Genomic DNA, 16232 nt, shown 5'->3' with positions numbered 1-16232 from the left:
ACGGTGCACATTCCGGTTGCGGAACCGGATCCCGGGAAAGAGCGTTGTCATGCCGGGAGTTAATCTGCTCATCGGCCGTTCTGCCCGGCAGGATTCGGTCGGACAGCGTCTTTCAAGGGGTCGGGAGGTCATCATGGCGGCACTCTCCTGGTTGCTGATTCCGATCATGGGCGCGGTCGCTGCCGGTGTGTGGGGCAGCTGGGCCAGCCGGCGTCGGTCGGGTATCCCGGATTCCGCGGGCGTCGCGGGCTACGAACGGTTCCGCGCCGCGATGGAACGCTCACGCGTGGAGGAGGCGGGCGGGGGATTCCGTCCGGAACCTCCTGCGGAGCCCGTTGTGACGGCCGCCGGGCAGGCCGGGGATCGTTCCGCCCGGACGGCGGACTGACGGTCCCGTCCCGTACTGTCGTGCTATGCCACGACGCACCGCGACGATGCTCGCGTCCACGCTGCTCCTCATAGCGATGCTCTGTGCCGGGCTGCTGATCAAGGTGCCGTACGCGGAGATGTCGCCCGGGCCGACGGTCAACACGCTCGGTGAGCACGACGGAGAGCCGGTGCTCAACATCAAGGACCAGAGGACGTACGAGACGTCCGGCCATCTGAACATGACGACGGTCCGCGTCACCGGCGCCGACTACCGGATGAATCTGCTGGAGGCCGTCGGCGGCTGGCTGCAGCACGACAGCGCGGTGGTTCCGCATTCGACCCTCTACCCGGAGAACAAGTCGGCCAAGGAGGTCGACCAGCAGAACGCGGAGGAGTTCAGCGCCTCGCAGGAGAGCGCGAAGGTGTCGGCACTGAAGGAGCTCGGGATACGTGTTCCCAGCTACATCATCGTCGGGTCCGTGGTGAAGGGCGGGGCGTCGGAGGGCAAGCTGCACGCCGGTGATCTCATCCGCACCGTAGACGGCAAGCCGGTCAAGGACCCCAAGGGCGTCGCGGACATCGTGACCAAGCACAAGCCGGGGGAGAAGGTCCGCTTCACGATCATTCCGGCCGCGGACGTCAAGGCGGCCCAGAAGGCAGGGAAGAAGCCCTCCCCGCGGGACGCGCGGCAGGTGGTCGTCGGCACGAAGAAGGCAGGAGACGACGGGCGCGCGATAGTGGGCATCCAGCCGGCGGCCGGCCACTCCTTCCCGTTCGACATCGACATCAAGCTCGCCGACGTCGGCGGCCCCAGCGCGGGCCTGATGTTCTCCCTGGGCATAGTCGACAAGCTGACGCGGGAGGACCTCACGGGCGGCTCCTTCGTCGCGGGCACCGGCACCATCGACGACAAGGGCAAGGTCGGAGCGATCGGCGGCATCCAGATGAAGACGGTCGCGGCCCGCGCCAAGGGCGCCAAGTACTTCCTGACACCGTCCGCCAACTGCCCTTCAGCTGCCAAGGACAAACCGGACGGTCTCACCCTCGTCAAGACGGGCACCATGCACGAGGCCATGGACGCGCTGAAGAAGATCCGCAACGACGACACGGGCGCCCTCCCGCGCTGCAAGGCGGGCTGACGGCCGCTGCGCCCGCAGGGCTGCCCCTCCCGGACACCGGCCCGGCGGAGCCGCCCTCGTCGATCACTCCTCGAACGTCGCCGCCAGGGCGTCGGCAAGTCCGGGCACCAGGCCCGATCCCGTCAGGACCTCCGTCGGGTTGTCCTTGGAGCGCAGGCGCAGAGCCGACTCGCGCGTGCCGTCCCGCAGCACTGCGACCGTGAGCCGCACCTCCTGACGTTCGGGATGTTCGGAGACCCATTCCGCGAGCTTCTCCTCGGCTCCCTCCCGCTGGAGCTCCTCCGGCACGGCTTCCTCGGCGGCCTGCGGCAGCATCAGCCGCTCGACGGTCATCGCGCAGCCCGTGACGGCCTCGGGCCAGGCGATCGTCGCCAGGAACTCATCGAGGGGAGCGCCCGTGGGCAGCTCGTCCTGTTCGACGGGCGTGAGGGATGAGGTCGCCGGGCCGCTGTCGTCGAAACCGAGCTGACCTGCGAGTTCGGGCTCTTCCGCGCGCAGTCGGGCCGTGTCGACCAGGGCGAACAGCCGACTCGGCTGGTCCCAGCCCAGACCTGCCGCGTACTCGTCGAGTTCCAGCACCGCTCGGGTGAGCGGGTCGGAGGCGGGGGGCGTGCCGTCGGTGGGGAGGTTGTCCATGGGTATATCGTGCCCGCTTCCACCCCGGGATCGGGAACTGGGTAAAGCTTCGGTAAGTTGCATGAGTGGGCTTACGATGCTGGGCCCTTCTTGTCACAGCGATCTTCGAGGTGCGCACCTTGGCTTTCCAAATGCCGGACCGTGGGCCAGGCGGTCCTTCAGGGCCGCGGATCAGAGTGGGCCGGCCTTCCCGGCGTTCCCGTACGTTGCTGATGACAGCCGGCGTGCTCGCGGTCCTCGCCATGCTCTTCGTCATGTTCGCCGGGTTCTGGACCGACTGGCTCTGGTATCGCTCGGTCCAGTACAGCTCGGTCTTCACCAAGACGCTGTGGACGAAGGTCGGCATGTTCGCCGTCTTCGGTCTGGTGATGGCCGCGGCCGTCGGGCTCAACGTCTGGATCGCGCACCGCATGCGCCCGCCGCTCAGTGCCATGTCGCTGGAGCAGCAGAGCCTCGACCGCTACCGGATGAGCATCGCCCCGTACAAGAAGTGGGTGCTGCTCGGGGTGACCGCTCTCGTCGGGCTGATCGCCGGCGCCTCGGCGGCCGGACAGTGGCGCACGTGGCTGCTGTGGGTCAACTCCGTGCCGTTCGGCAAGACGGACCCGCAGTTCGGCAAGGACATCTCCTTCTACGCCTTCGATCTGCCCTGGTACCGCTTCCTGCTCGCCTTCGGCTTCGCCGCCGTGGTCCTGTCGCTGCTCGCCTCCGCCCTGGTGCACTACCTGTACGGCGGTCTGCGGGTGACGACCCCGGGCGCCCGCGCGACGGCGCAGGCCACGGGGCATCTGTCCGTGCTGCTGGGCTTCTTCGTGGCCCTGAAGGCCGTGGCCTACTGGCTGGACAGGTACGGACTGGCCGTGAAGTCGGGCGACTTCAAGGCGACCGACAACTGGACGGGTCTGAAGTTCGTCGACGCGAACGCCTACCTGCCGGCCAAGACCATCCTCTTCTGCATCGCGATCATCTGCGCCGTGCTCTTCTTCGCGACCATCTGGCGCCGCACCTGGCAGCTGCCGGTCATCGGCTTCGGACTGATGGTCCTCTCGGCGATCCTGATCGGCGGTCTGTACCCGGCGATAGTCCAGAAGTTCCAGGTCCAGCCGAACGAGCAGGCCAAGGAGACGCCGTACATCAAGAAGAACATCAAGGCCACGCGTGACGCCTACGATGTCGACGACTCGCAGGTGAAGGACTACTCGGGCACGAGCAAGGCGGACAAGCAGCAACTGCGCGACGCCGCGGACACCTCGGCGAGCATGCGTCTTCTCGACCCCAACGTCGTCTCGCCGACCTTCCAGCAGAAGCAACAGGTCAGGGGCTACTACCAGTTCCCGGCAGTGCTCGACGTGGACCGCTACAAGTCCAAGGACGGCAAGGAGCAGGACACCGTCGTCGGCCTGCGTGAGATCAACACCGACGGCATCCCCGAGAAGAACTGGATCAACACCCACTTCAAGTACACCCACGGCTACGGCATGGTGGCCGCCAAGGGCACCACGGTCGACAAGGACGGCGCGCCGTCCTTCACCGAGCAGGATCTGCCGCCCAAGGGGGACAAGGGCAAGTACGAGGGCCGCGTCTACTACGGCGAGAAGACGAACCAGTACTCGATCGTCGGCGGTCCGCAGAAGGAGCTGGACTACGCGGACGACGAGGGCGAGAAGACGTACACGTACACGGGCAAGAGCGGGGTCAACCTCGCCAACCCGCTCAACCGCGCCGCGTACGCCGTGAGCTTCAACGAGCCGCAGATCCTCTACTCCGGAGCGATCGGCGAGGGTTCCCGGATCCTCTACAACCGGACGCCGAAGGAGCGCGTCGAGGCCGTCGCTCCGTGGCTGACGATCGACGGCGACCCCTACCCGGCGGTCGTCAACGGCCGGATCAAGTGGATCGTCGACGCCTACACGACGTCCGACAACTACCCGTACTCCTCGCGTACGACCCTCGGCGACACCACCGAGGACTCGTTGACGGACGGTCAGCGCGCCGTGGTCACCAAGGAGAACCGCGTCAACTACATCCGCAACTCCGTGAAGGCGACGGTGGACGCCTACAGCGGTGACGTCGAGATGTACCAGTGGGACAAGAAGGACCCCGTCCTGAAGACGTGGATGAAGGCCTTCCCGGGAACGGTCAAGTCGAAGAGCGCGATCGACGACGACCTGATGGACCATCTGCGGTATCCCCAGGACCTGTTCAAGGTGCAGCGTGAGCTGCTGACCCGGTACCACGTCACGTCGCCCTCGCAGTTCTACAGCGGCAGTGAGCGCTGGCAGATCCCCGACGACCCGACGCACAAGGGCAATGCGGTACCGCCGTACTACCTGAGTCTGAAGATGCCTGACGAGAAGAAGCAGACCTTCTCGCTCACCACGACCTTCAACCCCAACAAGCGGGAGACGCTGGGCGCGTTCATGGCCATCGACGCGGATCCGCGCAGTCCGGGGTACGGCAAGATCAAGATGCTGAGGCTGCCGTCCAACACGACTGTCTCCGGTCCCTCTCAGGTGCAGAGCAAGTTCAACTCGGATCCCGCCATCGCCGAGTCGCTCAATCTCCTGAAGCGCGGCGACTCGGAGATCGAGTACGGCAACCTGCTGACGGTGCCGCTGGAGGGCGGCCTGCTCTACGTCGAGCCGGTGTACGTGCGGGGCGCGGGCACCAACTACCCGCGCATGCGGAAGGTTCTGGTCACCTACGGCGAACGCATCGCCTTCGAGAACACCCTGGGTGAGGCCCTCGACAAGGTCTTCGACGCCAAGGGTGACTCGGACGCCTCCGAACCCGACGATCAGTCGGGGAAGCCGCCGGCGGCCGGTGACGCCTCGGTGCGTGAAGCCCTGAAGAACGTCCAGGACGCGTACGACGCGGGCCAGGACGCGCTGGAGAAGGGCGACTGGAAGGCGTACGGCAAGGCGCAGGAGGACCTCAAGGACGCCATCCAGGAGGCGCAGGACGCCGAGAAGGACGCTGAAAAGGCAGCGAAGAAGGAGTAGTTGGGGCACCCGGGCGGTCACACCGCCCGGGTGCGGAGCACTCCCCACCGTGGTGTAGAGTTGTCAACACAACGGCGCGGGGTGGAGCAGCTCGGTAGCTCGCTGGGCTCATAACCCAGAGGTCGCAGGTTCAAATCCTGTCCCCGCTACTGAAAGTCGAAGGGCCCGGATCCTCAAGGATCCGGGCCCTTCGCATGCGTCAACGCAGCACACCTCAACTCCCTTTCGTGGCAGACGGTTTGAGGTGTCTCTCTGTCGGGAAGTCGACAAACCTCTGAATTGACCTCACCCGGTGGTGGTATTCCAGGTGTACGTGGGTTGCGGGTGGTGCGAACATGGGGTTCATGGGGGACAAGGTGAGACTGGAGGCTCCGCCGGGTACCGGTACGGCTCCGGCGGGAGTTGACAGCGGGGCGGGAGAATTCGAGGACGTCGGTGAGCTGAGCGTGCTCGGGGCGCGGCTGCTGCGCAGCGGCGATCTCGACGGTGCGGAGGCGCCGTTGCGGGCGGCCACCGCGGCGGGGGACCGTGCGGCCGCCAACAATCTGGGGGTCCTGCTTCACCAGCGGGGCTGCGCCGACGAGGCCGCCGGCTGGTGGCGGGTTGCCGCCGTCGCCGGGTCGGCCGCGGCCGCCCACTCCCTCGGCAGGCACCACCGCGAGTGCGGGGACGAAGCCGCGGCGCACTACTGGCTTCTCCATGCCGCCGAGTGCGGCCACGCGCTGGGCGCGTACGCACTGGCGGATCTGCTCGACCACCACGGTGATGAGGGCGCAGAGGCCTGGTTCCGAGCCGCCGCCGAACAGGGCCACCGCGAGGCCGCGTACCGGCTCGCGCAGATCATCGGCAAGCGCGCGGCCGGCGTCACCGGTGAGGACGAGGGTGACGACGAGGGTGACGACGAGGCAGTGGAGGCCGTCGAGCGAGAGGCCGAGCAGTGGTACAGGCAGGCGGCCGCGCGCGGTCACCGCCGCGCCGCGCTCCGGCTCGGCGCGATCCTTGAGCGCCGCGGCGAACTGAAGGAGGCGGGCCGCTGGTATCTCACGTCCGCGAAGGAGGGCGAGCCGCGCGCTGCGTGTGCGCTGGGCTTCCTGCTGCGGGACGCGGGCGACGAGGAGAGCGCGGCCGTGTGGTGGCGCCGTGCCGCCGAGGACGGCGACGGCAACGCGGCGAACGCGCTGGGTGCTCTTCACGCCGACCGCGGTGAGCGGCAGGCCGCGGAGCGCTGGTACCGCGTGGCACTCGACGCGGGCTGCGACAACGGCGCGTTCAACCTCGGGCTTCTCTGCGCCGCGCAGGGGCGCACGGCTCAGGCCGAGCAGTGGTACCGGCGTGCCGCGTACGCCGGGCACCGCGAGGCGGCCAACGCTCTCGCCGTGCTGCTGCTGCAGCGTGGCGACGCCGACGGCGCCGAGCCCTGGTTCTCCAAGGCGGCTGAGGCGGGGAGTGTCGACGCCGCGTTCAATCTGGGCATCCTGCACGTCGGCCGGGGCGATCACCGTACGGCCCGCGTCTGGTACGCGCAGGCCGCGGCGGCCGGGCATGCGGAGGCCGCGCTGCAGGTCGGCATCGCGCTGCTGAGGGAGGGGGACGAGCAGGGAGCGGAGCGCCAACTGCGCTGCGCCGCCGGCGCCGGCAATGTGGAGGGCGCCTTCCGGCTCGCAGTGCTCCTGGAGCGCCGCAGCCCGCGGGAGGCCGATTCGACGGGTGCGACCGCGTACGTGAGCAGCCGTGACGAGCACGAGGAGTGGTACGAGCGGGCGGCCGAGCATGGTCACCGGCGTGCACAGGTGCGGCTCGGCATGTGTCTGGCGGCGCGGGGCGAGATCGTCGACGCCGCGCGCTGGTACCGGGTCGCGGCGGAGGCCGGCAGCCCCAACGGAGCGTTCAACCTGGGGCTGTTGCTGGCCCGGGAGGGCAGCGAGCCGGAGGCGGCGCTGTGGTGGACCCGTGCCGCCGAGGCGGGGCACGGGCGCGCGGCTCTCCGCCTGGCGCTGCTGAGCGCGCGCCGGGGCGAGCTCGAGACGGGGCAGCACTGGTGCGCGCGTGCGGTCGAGCTGGGCCCGTCCGAGGTGGCCGCCCGCGCGGCCAAGCTGTACGACGCCCTCCACTCGGAGCTCACGGCCTGACGGCCCGCACCGGCCGCACCGGCCGCACCGGCCGGGGCGACGCCTGTGCGGCCGGGCCGGGCCGGACGCGATCACGTGCCGGCCCGGCCCCGCTGCACGGAAGCGATTTGCGCTGGTCGTCGGCGCAGGGTTAGAGTTGCGGCACAACGGCGCGGGGTGGAGCAGCTCGGTAGCTCGCTGGGCTCATAACCCAGAGGTCGCAGGTTCAAATCCTGTCCCCGCTACTGAAAGTCGAAGGGCCCGGATCCAAGGATCCGGGCCCTTCGCATGTCTCGTCCCGCGCATGTCGCGAGGAGCTGCCTTCCGCCCGGATCGGGCCCGGGCGGGACGTCGGTGTTAGCCGGCGGCGCACTGGGGGCAGGTGCCCCGGTAGGTGATGGTGGCGTCCGAGACCGTGAACCCGTAGCGCTCACTCTCGGGAAGACCGGCCAGCGGGTCGCCGGAGGGGTGCACATCGCGGATCGCGCCGCACTTCGAGCAGACCAAGTGCTGATGTGAATGGCGGGCGTTGGGGTCGTACCGCTTCGCGCGGCCGTCGGTGCTGACCTCGATCACCTCGCCGATGGAGACAAGTTCACTCAGCGTGTTGTAGACGGTGGCGCGCGCGATCTCCGGCAGACGTACGGCGGCGCGCGCGTGCACCTCGTCCGCCGTGAAGTGCACGTGGTCGCCGTCCAGCACCTCGGCCACGACTCTCCGCTGCGCGGTGAGCCGCCAGCCCCGGTCGCGGAGTCGCTCCAGCAGGTCGCTCATACGCCAACCCTAGCAGTGCGGGGGTCCGGGAAAAGAACGCGTACGGACTTCGTCATGTTCTTGACTTAGACAAAGTCCAATGTAGGATCGGCTCAAGTTTCCCGGTCATCGCGGGTGCCTCTCACCGGCTTCGCGCGAGGAGGTCTTCCGGCGGGCGATCGAGAACTTTCGCTATGCGGACGAGAATTACGGCAAGCGGCCGGAGGCTGCGGTACAGGCCCTGCGCGGCTGATCCGGCGGCTCGCCGTAAGAACCCGGAGGGACCGTGCCGTCGCACGGTCCCTCCGGTGCTTCTCGCCGTGTGCATGGGGCCCGCGCCGCCGCGCCGGTGAGCCGCGCGAGCGTCCGGCTCACACCCCGACGGCTCCCACGGTCTCGGCTCTTCCGGTCCAGCAGCGCACGATGTCCCGCACGGACACGATGCCGACGGGCTCCTGTCCGTGCAGCACGATCAGGTGGCGGAACCCGCCGTGGGTCATGGCTTCAGAGGCCTGCTCCAGCGTCCACTCCTCCGCGGCGAAGACGACGTCGGTCGTGGTGTGGGACTGTGCCGTCTCCTGGTCGGGATCCTGGCCCGCGCCGAGGGAGTTGAGGATGTCGCGCTCGGTCAGGATGCCGAGCCCGCTGGTGTCGGGGTCGAAGACCACGGCTGCGCCGACACGCCTGGCCGACATCAGGGTGGCGGCCTGGCGGAGTGTGTGGGCGGGGCCGATGGTCAGAACAACCGTGGTCATTGCGTCTCGGACGAGGGTGGGCATGTGCGTGGTCCACCTCCTTGGAGAAACCTCTCCCATTCGAGAAGAGATTCACAAGGTCACAATCTTTCGGAGTCTCATGTTCACATGGCTCCGGGACCACAACAAGGGCACGTACCCGACGGGCGGGAGCGGGGCTCACGCATCGCGCCCGGTGCGCCGCGTACGCACTACGCGGTCAGATACGTGAGCACTTCCTCGTGCAGCAGACCGTTGGAGGCGAGGGCGTTCCCGCTGTGCGGGCCGTGCCTTCCGTCGAGGCCGGTGAACGTGCCGCCCGCCTCCTGCACGATGATCGTGGGGGCGGCCATGTCCCAGAGCGACAGCTCGGGTTCGGCGCACGCGTCCACCGAACCCTCGGCGACCATCATGTACGGCCAGAAGTCCCCGTAGCCCCGCGTACGCCAGCAGTCCCGGGTCAGTTCCAGGAAGCCCGGGAACATGCCGCGTTCCTCCCAGCCGTGCAGGGACGAGTACGCGAAGGAGGCGTCCCGCACGGACTCGACCCGGGAGACCTGGAGGCGTGTGGCCTGCGACAGGCTGCGTCCGGTATAGGCGCCGCCGCCCTTCGCCGCCCACCAGCGCCGGTTCAGCGCGGGGGCCGAGACCAGGCCCACCACCGGCTGGTCGCCCCCCTCGCCCAGCTCGGTCAGGGCGATCAGCGTCGCCCACACGGGAACCCCGCGGACGTAGTTCTTCGTCCCGTCGATCGGGTCGATGACCCAGCGCCGGGAGCCGTGCCCCTCCGTGCCGAACTCCTCGCCGAGCACCGCGTCGCGCGGGCGGGTGCGCTTGAGCGAAGTACGGATCAGCTCCTCGGCAGCCTTGTCGGCCTCGCTCACCGGCGTCAGGTCCGGCTTCGTCTCGACCTTCAGATCGAGAGCCTTGAACCGCTCCATCGTCGCGGCGTCGGCGGCGTCGGCCAGCACATGGGCGAGACGCAGATCATCGTGGTAACCCGGCATGTGTGAACAGTATCGACCAGCCCGGTGGCCAGCCACAGGGCAGTGCCGCGGGAAGCCATGCGAGTGCCTCCGTTCGTGCTGAGGGGTGGTGCCGGGAGCACCATGGGAGCCACGGACGGCAAGCCGTGGACCGGCGGCGTCGGCGGGCTCTCTGCTCGCTGTCTTGACAGGAGTTGGCGGCGCGTCAATTCTGTCCCGCACCCCAGCCGCCGGGTTCGGAGGCACGATGCCTACTGCACGCGAGACCTTGCTGGAAGCCGCACACAGGGCCGTCGGCACACAGCCGTGGACAGGAGTGCGGATGGTGGACGTCGCCACCGCCGCCGGTGTGTCCCGGCAGACGCTCTACAACGAGTTCGGCACGAAGGAGGGCCTCGGTGCCGCCCTGGTGAAACGGCTGGTCGACGGCTTCGTCGAGGGAGCAGTACGTGCGGCTGCCGAGGGCGGCCGCGGCGGAGCCGACCCGGTGGCCTCCTTCGCGGCCGCGGCGGCCTGGATGCTGCGGACCGCCCGTGACGAACCCATCGTCCGCGCGGCACTCACCGGATGCTGGGGCACGCCCATGCCACTGCCCGGGGCCGGGGACGCCGGACCGGTCGGCACCGCCGGGGGTGCGTCCGCCGTACGTCCCGGGGAGCCGGGGGCGCTGGCCGCCACGCTGTGCGAGCGCATGATCGACGGACTCTCGCCGAACGGCTCCTCCGGCCGGCTGGGCCTGGCGTGCGAGGCGGGGGTGCGGATCACGCTGTCGTTCGTGGTGGCCCCGCCCTCGGAGCGACGGGACGAGGAGGCGGTGAGTCAGATCCGCGAGGTGGTGCGGGCGCTGCTGGCGCACCCGCGCTGACCCTGCGACGCCGCGGCCCGCGGGTGGGGCTGCACCGCCCCGCCCGACGCCGGGGCATGCTTCCCGTTCAGTGAGTCGCACCCGAGATCTGCAGTCCCACCAGGCCGACGACGACCAGCGAGATCGAGACCAGCTTCAGCGCGGAGACGACGTCGCCGAGGAAGAGCATCCCGTACGCGGCAGTGCCGGCGGCGCCGATGCCCGTCCAGACCGCGTAGGCGGGGCCGACCTCCAGACGCTTCAACGCGAGCGTCAGCAGTCCGAAGCTGCCGAGCGCGAAGGCGCAGAAGGCGACCGTGGGCCACAGCCGGGTGAAGCCGTGGGAGAGCTTGAGGCAGACCGCGAACCCCGTCTCCAGAAAACCCGCGGCGATGACCAGCAGCCACGCTGCCATGTGGAATGCCTCCGTGCGTGCGTGTCCGCGTGCCTGGCGCGCTACCGGGCCGTGGGCGGCGTGCTTCCGGGCGCGATTATGCCCGTGCCGACCCATTTTGTGCCGGTCAGTCGTCTTCGTGCAGTTCCCGCGTCGCCAGCAGCCGGCGCAGTGAGTGAAGCCGCTGCGGGTCGGCGTGGCCCTCCGCGACCCACTGGTCGAGTGCGCAGTCCGGCTCGTCGTGGCTGCATGCGCGCGGGCATCCGGCGGTTCCCGGTTCCAGGTCGGGGAAGGCGCCGATGACCCGCGACGGGTCGACGTGGTGCAGCCCGAAGGAGCGCACGCCCGGGGTGTCGATCACCCAGCTCCCCTCTTCACGGAGCGGCAGGGCCAGCGCTGACGTCGTCGTGTGCCGGCCGCGCCCCGTCACAGCGTTGACGTGGCCGGTCGTGCGCCGCCGGTCCTCGGGGACGAGGGCGTTCACCAGGGTGGTCTTGCCGACGCCGCTGTGCCCGACGAACACGGTGACCCGCCCGTAGAGCGACTCCCGTACCCGTTCCGCCGCCTCTCCCTCGGCCAGTTCGGTGCGGCTCGTCACGACGTGCGGCACCCCGAGGGGCGTGTACTTCTCCAACAGCGGCCCGGCCGGGGCGAGATCGGACTTCGTCAGTACGAGCAGCGGATCCAGACCGGCGTCGTAGGCGGCGACCAGACAGCGGTCGATCAGACGCGGACGCGGCTCCGGGTCGGCGAGCGCGGTGACGATGGCCAGCTGGTCGGCGTTGGCGACGACGACACGTTCGTACGGGTCGTTGTCGTCGGCGGTGCGCCGCAGCACAGACGTGCGCTTCTCGACGCGGACGATGCGGGCGAGGGTGTCCTTGGCTCCCGACAGGTCGCCGACGAGGGCCACCTCGTCCCCGACGACCACGCCCTTGCGGCCGAGTTCGCGCGCCTTCATCGCGGTGATGGTGCGGCCGTCGACGAGGCAGGTGAACCGGCCCCTGTCGACGGTGAGCACCATGCCCCCCGCCGCGTCCTCGTGCTTGGGGCGGGTGTGGGTGCGCGGACGGCTGCCCTTGCGGTTGGGACGTACGCGGACGTCGTCCTCGTCGGTGTGCTTGCCGTAGCGGCGCATCGCCCGGGCCCGCCCTCAGGCGCTCTCTTCGACGCGTGTGCCGCCGCTCGTGCCGTTCCCGCCGTCCGTGCCGAGCATCTCCGCCCACATGCCGTCGAAGCCGGGGAGGGTCTTGCCCGTCGTGGCGATGTTCTCGACCTTCACGCCCTCGGTCACCAGGCCCAGAAGGGCACCGGCGGTGGCCAGACGGTGGTCGTCGTAGGTGTGGAAGACGCCGCCGTGCAGCGGACGCGGGCGGATGCGCAGGGAGTCCTCGGTCTCGGTGACGTCGCCGCCGAGGCCGTTGATCTCCTTGGTGAGGGCCGCCAGGCGGTCCGTCTCGTGGAGCCGCAGGTGGCCGACGCCGCGCAGCACCGACTCGGACCCGGCCAGGGCGGCCACCGCCGCAATGCCGGGCGTCAGTTCACCGACGTCGCTCAGGTCGACGTCGATGCCGTGGACGCGGCCGCTTCCGGTGAAGGTCAGCCCGCGCTCGTCCAGCACGCACGAACCGCCCATCTCCGTGAAGATGCGGCGCAGTGCGTCCCCGGGCTGAGTGGTGTGCTCCGGCCAGTCGGGGACGGTGACCCGGCCGCCCGTGATCAGGGCGGCCGCGAGGAAGGGCTGCGCGTTGGACAGGTCGGGCTCGACGACCAGGTCCCGGCCGAGGAGGGCGCCGGGCGTGACCCGCCAGACGTTGGGCTCGCCGCCGTCCTCCGGTGCGTCGACCTGCGCGCCGGCCTTGCGGAGCATGTCGATCGTCATCCGGATATGGGGTGCCGAGGGAACTGCGGCGCCGACGTGCCGCACTTCGACACCCTGGTTGAAGCGCGGCCCGGACAGCAGCAGCGCGCTCACGAACTGGCTGGAGGCCGACGCGTCGATCTGCACGGCTCCGCCGGCGAGGGAACCTGTGCCGTGCACCGTCATCGGCAGGCGTCCCCGGCCGTCGTCGTCGATGCGGGCGCCCAGGACCCGAAGCGCGTCGATGACGCCGTGGAGCGGACGTTCGTACGAGCGGGGGTCGCCGTCGAAGCGCACCGGGCCGTCCGCCAGGGCGGCCAGAGGCGGCAGGAACCGCATCACCGTGCCCGCGTTGCCGACGTCGACGGTGGCCGGGCCGCGCAGCGCTGCCGGGATCACGCGCCAGAACTCACCGGTGCCGTCCGGGCCTACGCCCTCTTCGACGTGCACTCCGAGCGCGCGCACGGCCTTCGCCATCAGCAGGGTGTCCCGCGATCGCAGAGGGCGGCGCAGCAGCCCGGTGTCGGCGGCCAGGGCGGCGAGCACGAGACCGCGGTTGGTGACCGACTTCGAACCGGGCACGGCGACGGTCGCGTCGACGGGTCCTTGCGCGAACGGCGCGGGCCACAGGGCGGCGGAGACGGTCTGCTCGGTCATGAGACTCACCTTAGTCGTTCGCCCTGGTGCGCCGATCTCGGCGAATCCCGCGCGGAGCCCTCTCGCGGTGCGATTCCGCCGAAGCCTCCGCGGTGGCTCACAGGCCGAGCAGCCACCGTCCGCCGCCTATCAGAGACGTCAGCGAGACCACGTGGAAGAGGAGCAGCCAGACCGCGGCGGGCAGGTGGCTGAGGCGCGCGAGCTGGTCCGCGTCCGAGTCGGGGGCGCCTCCGCGGCGGCGCTTGCCCTGGAGTTCGAAGACCGGTCGTACGCCCCCGAGCAGAAGGAACCAGACCACGACGTAGGCGAACCCCGCCTGCACCTGTGGCTCCGTCAGCCAGGAGACGAGGACGAAGGCACCGCCGGTGAGGAGCACGGTCAGGACACCGTAGGCATTGCGGATCATCGTGAGCATCGCCACGAGCAGGGCGGTGGCGCTCCACAGGAGCAGCGTTATGTGGTTCGCGGCCAGCAGCCAGGCACCGCCGAGGCCGAGCAGGGAGGGTGCGGCGTAGCCGGCGGCCGCGGTGAGGACCATGCCGATGCCGGTCGGCTTGCCGCGGGAGAGGGTGAGGCCCGAGGTGTCGGAGTGCAGACGGATTCCCTCCAGCCGGCGCCCGGACACCAGGGCTATGAGGCCGTGGCCGCCCTCGTGCGCGATGGTGACCGCGTTCCGTGACAATCGCCACACGCTGTGCGGTACCACGGCGGCGAGGGCTATGGCGGCGGTGGTGAAGACCAGCCACTGGTCGGGGTCGGGCTGTGTGCCGAAGACCCGGTCCCAGAGACCGGCGATGCTCGTGGTGTCCATTCTGTCCTTTGTCCTCCCGGCGCGGCACGAACTGCCCCGCACACCTTCTTCTCGAGCGGAGCGCGCTTCTCCGTGAACGCGGGGCGCTCCGCATCAGTGCCGTGGCAGTGTGGCACTCATGTGCGGAAGGTATGCAGCAAGCCGGAGACCCGAGGGCCTTGTCGCGCTCTTCGGCGTGGAGATGTGGGAGCCCAGCGAGACCCTGGCGCCGGACTGGAACGTCGCCCCCACGAAACGGGTGCACGCGATCCTGGACCGCCCCTTGAAGGGCGCGCACGACCCGCGCCCCGTACGGCAGTTGCGGACGCTGACGTGGGGCCTCGTACCCGGGTGGGCCCAGTCGCCGGACATGGGCGCGAAGATGATCAATGCCAGGGCGGAGACGGTGCACGAGAAGCCGGCGTACCGGCGCCCCTTCGCCGCCCGCAGGTGCCTCCTGCCGGCCGACGGATATTTCGAATGGGCGACGGCCAAGGGCGAGCTCCAGCTGGAGCAGGACGGGAGGAGGAAACGGCCGCGGAAGCAGCCGTACTTCGTGACCCCCGCCGACGGCTCCGTCATGGCGATGGCCGGACTGTACGAGTTCTGGCGCGACAGCACGCTGCCCGACGACCACCCGAGGGCGTGGTGGACCACCTGCACCGTGGTCACGACGGAGGCGGAGACGGCGCCGCTGGCGGAACCGGCCGGCGATGACGGCCCCAAGTCGCTGGCGGAGATCCACCCGCGGATGCCGCTGATGCTGCTCCCGGAGCGGTGGAACGCCTGGCTGGACCCGGCCCGCCGGCCGCAGGAGGAGCTGCGGGCGCTGCTGGATCCCCCGCCGCCGGGGATGATGCGCGCGTACCCCGTCTCCACCGATGTGAGCAACGTACGCAACAACAGCGCGGAACTCGTCAGGGAGCTGACCGCCCCCGAGGTCGGCACGCTGTTCTGACGCGGCCGCAGGGCGCCCGGCCACCGGCCGTGCGACACGGCCACGGTTCACCACGTGACACGACCGGCGCTCCGCTCGCTGCCCCCGACCACGGGCAAGGGAGCCACTGACCGCCGGCCGGCCGGCTACGGGGACGACAGGGGGACGGGGACGACAGAGTTACGGGGACGGGACGGGGCAGGATGGCTTTCCATGACCGAGAAAGCCGCAGGCGCCCGACACGGCGCGCACGACGACCGTGCCGGGGACATGGGGAAGGCAGCCAAAGGCGCCCGGGCCGTCGCCCGGACCGTCCCCACCACCGCCGGAGACGCCCGCATCACCTGGCACACCGCACCTGAGGCCCGCGCCGTCCTCGCCCTCGGCCACGGCGCGGGCGGCGGGATCGAGGCGCGGGACCTGAGGGCGCTCGCCGACGCCCTTCCTCCGCGGGGCGTGACCGTCGCGCTCGTCGAGCAGCCGTGGCGCGTGGCCGGGAAGAAGGTCGCGCCCGCACCGAAGACCCTCGATGCCGCGTGGAGGGAAGTGTGGCCCGCCCTGTGCTCGCCGGACCTCCCCGTCGTGGCGGGCGGGCGCAGCGCCGGTGCGCGCGTGGCATGCCGTACGGGCAGCGAACTCGGAGCGGCGGCCGTGCTCGCGCTGTCCTTTCCGCTGCATCCTCCGGGGAAGCCGGAGAAGTCCCGGGTCGACGAGCTGACCGGGGCGGGAGTGCCGGTGCTCGTGGTGCAGGGCGGGCGCGATCCGTTCGGCCGCCCCTCGGAGTTCCCCGAGGGCACACGCATCGTGGAGGTGCCCCACGGCGACCACGGCTTCGCCGTGCCCAAGAGCGCCGGAACCGGTGAGGACGAGGCGATGACCCTGCTCACGGACGCTGTCGCCGGCTGGCTCTCCGGGCTTTCCCTCCCGTCTTCCGGCGGCCGGAGATGACTACGGGGCGCGGGAATGAACGCCCGGGGCGGATGCGTTCACAGCAGAGTCGAAGGACCGAGACCAAGGGAGCC

General features: G+C 70.1%; 15 protein-coding genes and 2 tRNA genes. 9 read left to right on the top strand and 8 right to left on the bottom strand.

Annotated features, from left to right (window positions below; all coding sequences use genetic code 11):
* The first annotated feature begins 133 nt into the window (after positions 1-133).
* Positions 134-388, top strand: a complete 255-nt coding sequence (locus EV375_RS12930) for a hypothetical protein (RefSeq protein WP_130299569.1) — start codon at positions 134-136, stop codon at positions 386-388.
* A gap of 25 nt (positions 389-413) precedes the next feature.
* Entirely contained in the window at positions 414-1508 is a 1095-nt protein-coding gene (locus EV375_RS12925; protein WP_130299568.1) for a PDZ domain-containing protein, read from the top strand.
* A gap of 63 nt (positions 1509-1571) precedes the next feature.
* Here EV375_RS12925 and EV375_RS12920 read toward each other — a convergent pair whose 3' ends face one another.
* A complete protein-coding gene (locus tag EV375_RS12920) occupies positions 1572-2144 on the bottom strand; it encodes a PPA1309 family protein (protein WP_207228094.1) in 573 nt (190 codons plus the stop codon).
* A 131-nt stretch (positions 2145-2275) separates the two neighbouring features.
* Here EV375_RS12920 and EV375_RS12915 point away from each other — a divergent pair, with 131 nt between their 5' ends.
* The 4 genes from EV375_RS12915 to EV375_RS12900 all read left to right on the top strand — a co-directional run bounded on the left by EV375_RS12915 (position 2276) and on the right by EV375_RS12900 (position 7499).
* Positions 2276-5146: a UPF0182 family protein gene (locus EV375_RS12915; RefSeq protein WP_130299567.1), complete on the top strand. Its 2871-nt coding sequence runs from the start codon at positions 2276-2278 to the stop codon at positions 5144-5146.
* A gap of 75 nt (positions 5147-5221) precedes the next feature.
* Positions 5222-5295, top strand: a tRNA-Met gene (locus EV375_RS12910).
* Between the two features lie 195 nt (positions 5296-5490).
* On the top strand, positions 5491-7275 hold the full coding sequence (locus EV375_RS12905) for a tetratricopeptide repeat protein (protein ID WP_486588450.1): 1785 nt from the start codon (positions 5491-5493) through the stop codon (positions 7273-7275).
* Between the two features lie 150 nt (positions 7276-7425).
* Positions 7426-7499: transfer RNA gene (locus tag EV375_RS12900), tRNA-Met, on the top strand.
* 112 nt (positions 7500-7611) lie between these two features.
* Here EV375_RS12900 and EV375_RS12895 read toward each other — a convergent pair.
* From EV375_RS12895 to hisN, 3 genes are all read right to left on the bottom strand, one after another.
* Positions 7612-8028, bottom strand: a complete 417-nt coding sequence (locus tag EV375_RS12895) for a Fur family transcriptional regulator (protein WP_130299565.1) — start codon at positions 8026-8028, stop codon at positions 7612-7614.
* Positions 8029-8378: 350 nt separating this feature from the next.
* A complete protein-coding gene (locus tag EV375_RS12890) occupies positions 8379-8786 on the bottom strand; it encodes a CBS domain-containing protein (protein ID WP_130299564.1) in 408 nt (135 codons plus the stop codon).
* 167 nt (positions 8787-8953) lie between these two features.
* A complete protein-coding gene (gene hisN / locus EV375_RS12885) occupies positions 8954-9748 on the bottom strand; it encodes a histidinol-phosphatase (protein ID WP_130299563.1) in 795 nt (264 codons plus the stop codon).
* Between the two features lie 226 nt (positions 9749-9974).
* Between hisN and EV375_RS12880 the strand changes: the two genes are divergently transcribed.
* Complete coding sequence (locus EV375_RS12880) at positions 9975-10592, top strand: TetR/AcrR family transcriptional regulator (protein WP_130299562.1); 618 nt, start codon at positions 9975-9977, stop codon at positions 10590-10592.
* A gap of 67 nt (positions 10593-10659) precedes the next feature.
* Here the strand turns inward: EV375_RS12880 and EV375_RS12875 are convergent, their stop codons facing one another.
* From EV375_RS12875 to EV375_RS12860, 4 genes are all read right to left on the bottom strand, one after another.
* Positions 10660-10986, bottom strand: a complete 327-nt coding sequence (locus EV375_RS12875; RefSeq protein WP_130299561.1) for a DMT family transporter — start codon at positions 10984-10986, stop codon at positions 10660-10662.
* Positions 10987-11092: 106 nt separating this feature from the next.
* Entirely contained in the window at positions 11093-12103 is a 1011-nt protein-coding gene (gene rsgA / locus EV375_RS12870) for a ribosome small subunit-dependent GTPase A (protein ID WP_130299560.1), read from the bottom strand.
* Between the two features lie 15 nt (positions 12104-12118).
* Positions 12119-13483, bottom strand: coding sequence for a 3-phosphoshikimate 1-carboxyvinyltransferase (gene aroA, locus EV375_RS12865; RefSeq protein WP_130299559.1), 1365 nt, complete (start codon positions 13481-13483; stop codon positions 12119-12121).
* A gap of 97 nt (positions 13484-13580) precedes the next feature.
* Positions 13581-14294 (bottom strand): M50 family metallopeptidase, encoded by a 714-nt coding sequence (locus EV375_RS12860; RefSeq protein ID WP_130299558.1) that lies wholly within the window; start codon positions 14292-14294, stop codon positions 13581-13583.
* 118 nt (positions 14295-14412) lie between these two features.
* Here EV375_RS12860 and EV375_RS12855 point away from each other — a divergent pair, with 118 nt between their 5' ends.
* Positions 14413-15231, top strand: a complete 819-nt coding sequence (locus EV375_RS12855) for an SOS response-associated peptidase (RefSeq protein WP_130299557.1) — start codon at positions 14413-14415, stop codon at positions 15229-15231.
* 249 nt (positions 15232-15480) lie between these two features.
* A complete protein-coding gene (locus tag EV375_RS12850; protein WP_130301811.1) occupies positions 15481-16158 on the top strand; it encodes an alpha/beta family hydrolase in 678 nt (225 codons plus the stop codon).
* Positions 16159-16232 lie beyond the last annotated feature (74 nt).

This window comes from Streptomyces sp. CNZ301, assembly GCF_004217425.1.
This window is presented reverse-complemented; position numbering and strand designations above follow the sequence as displayed.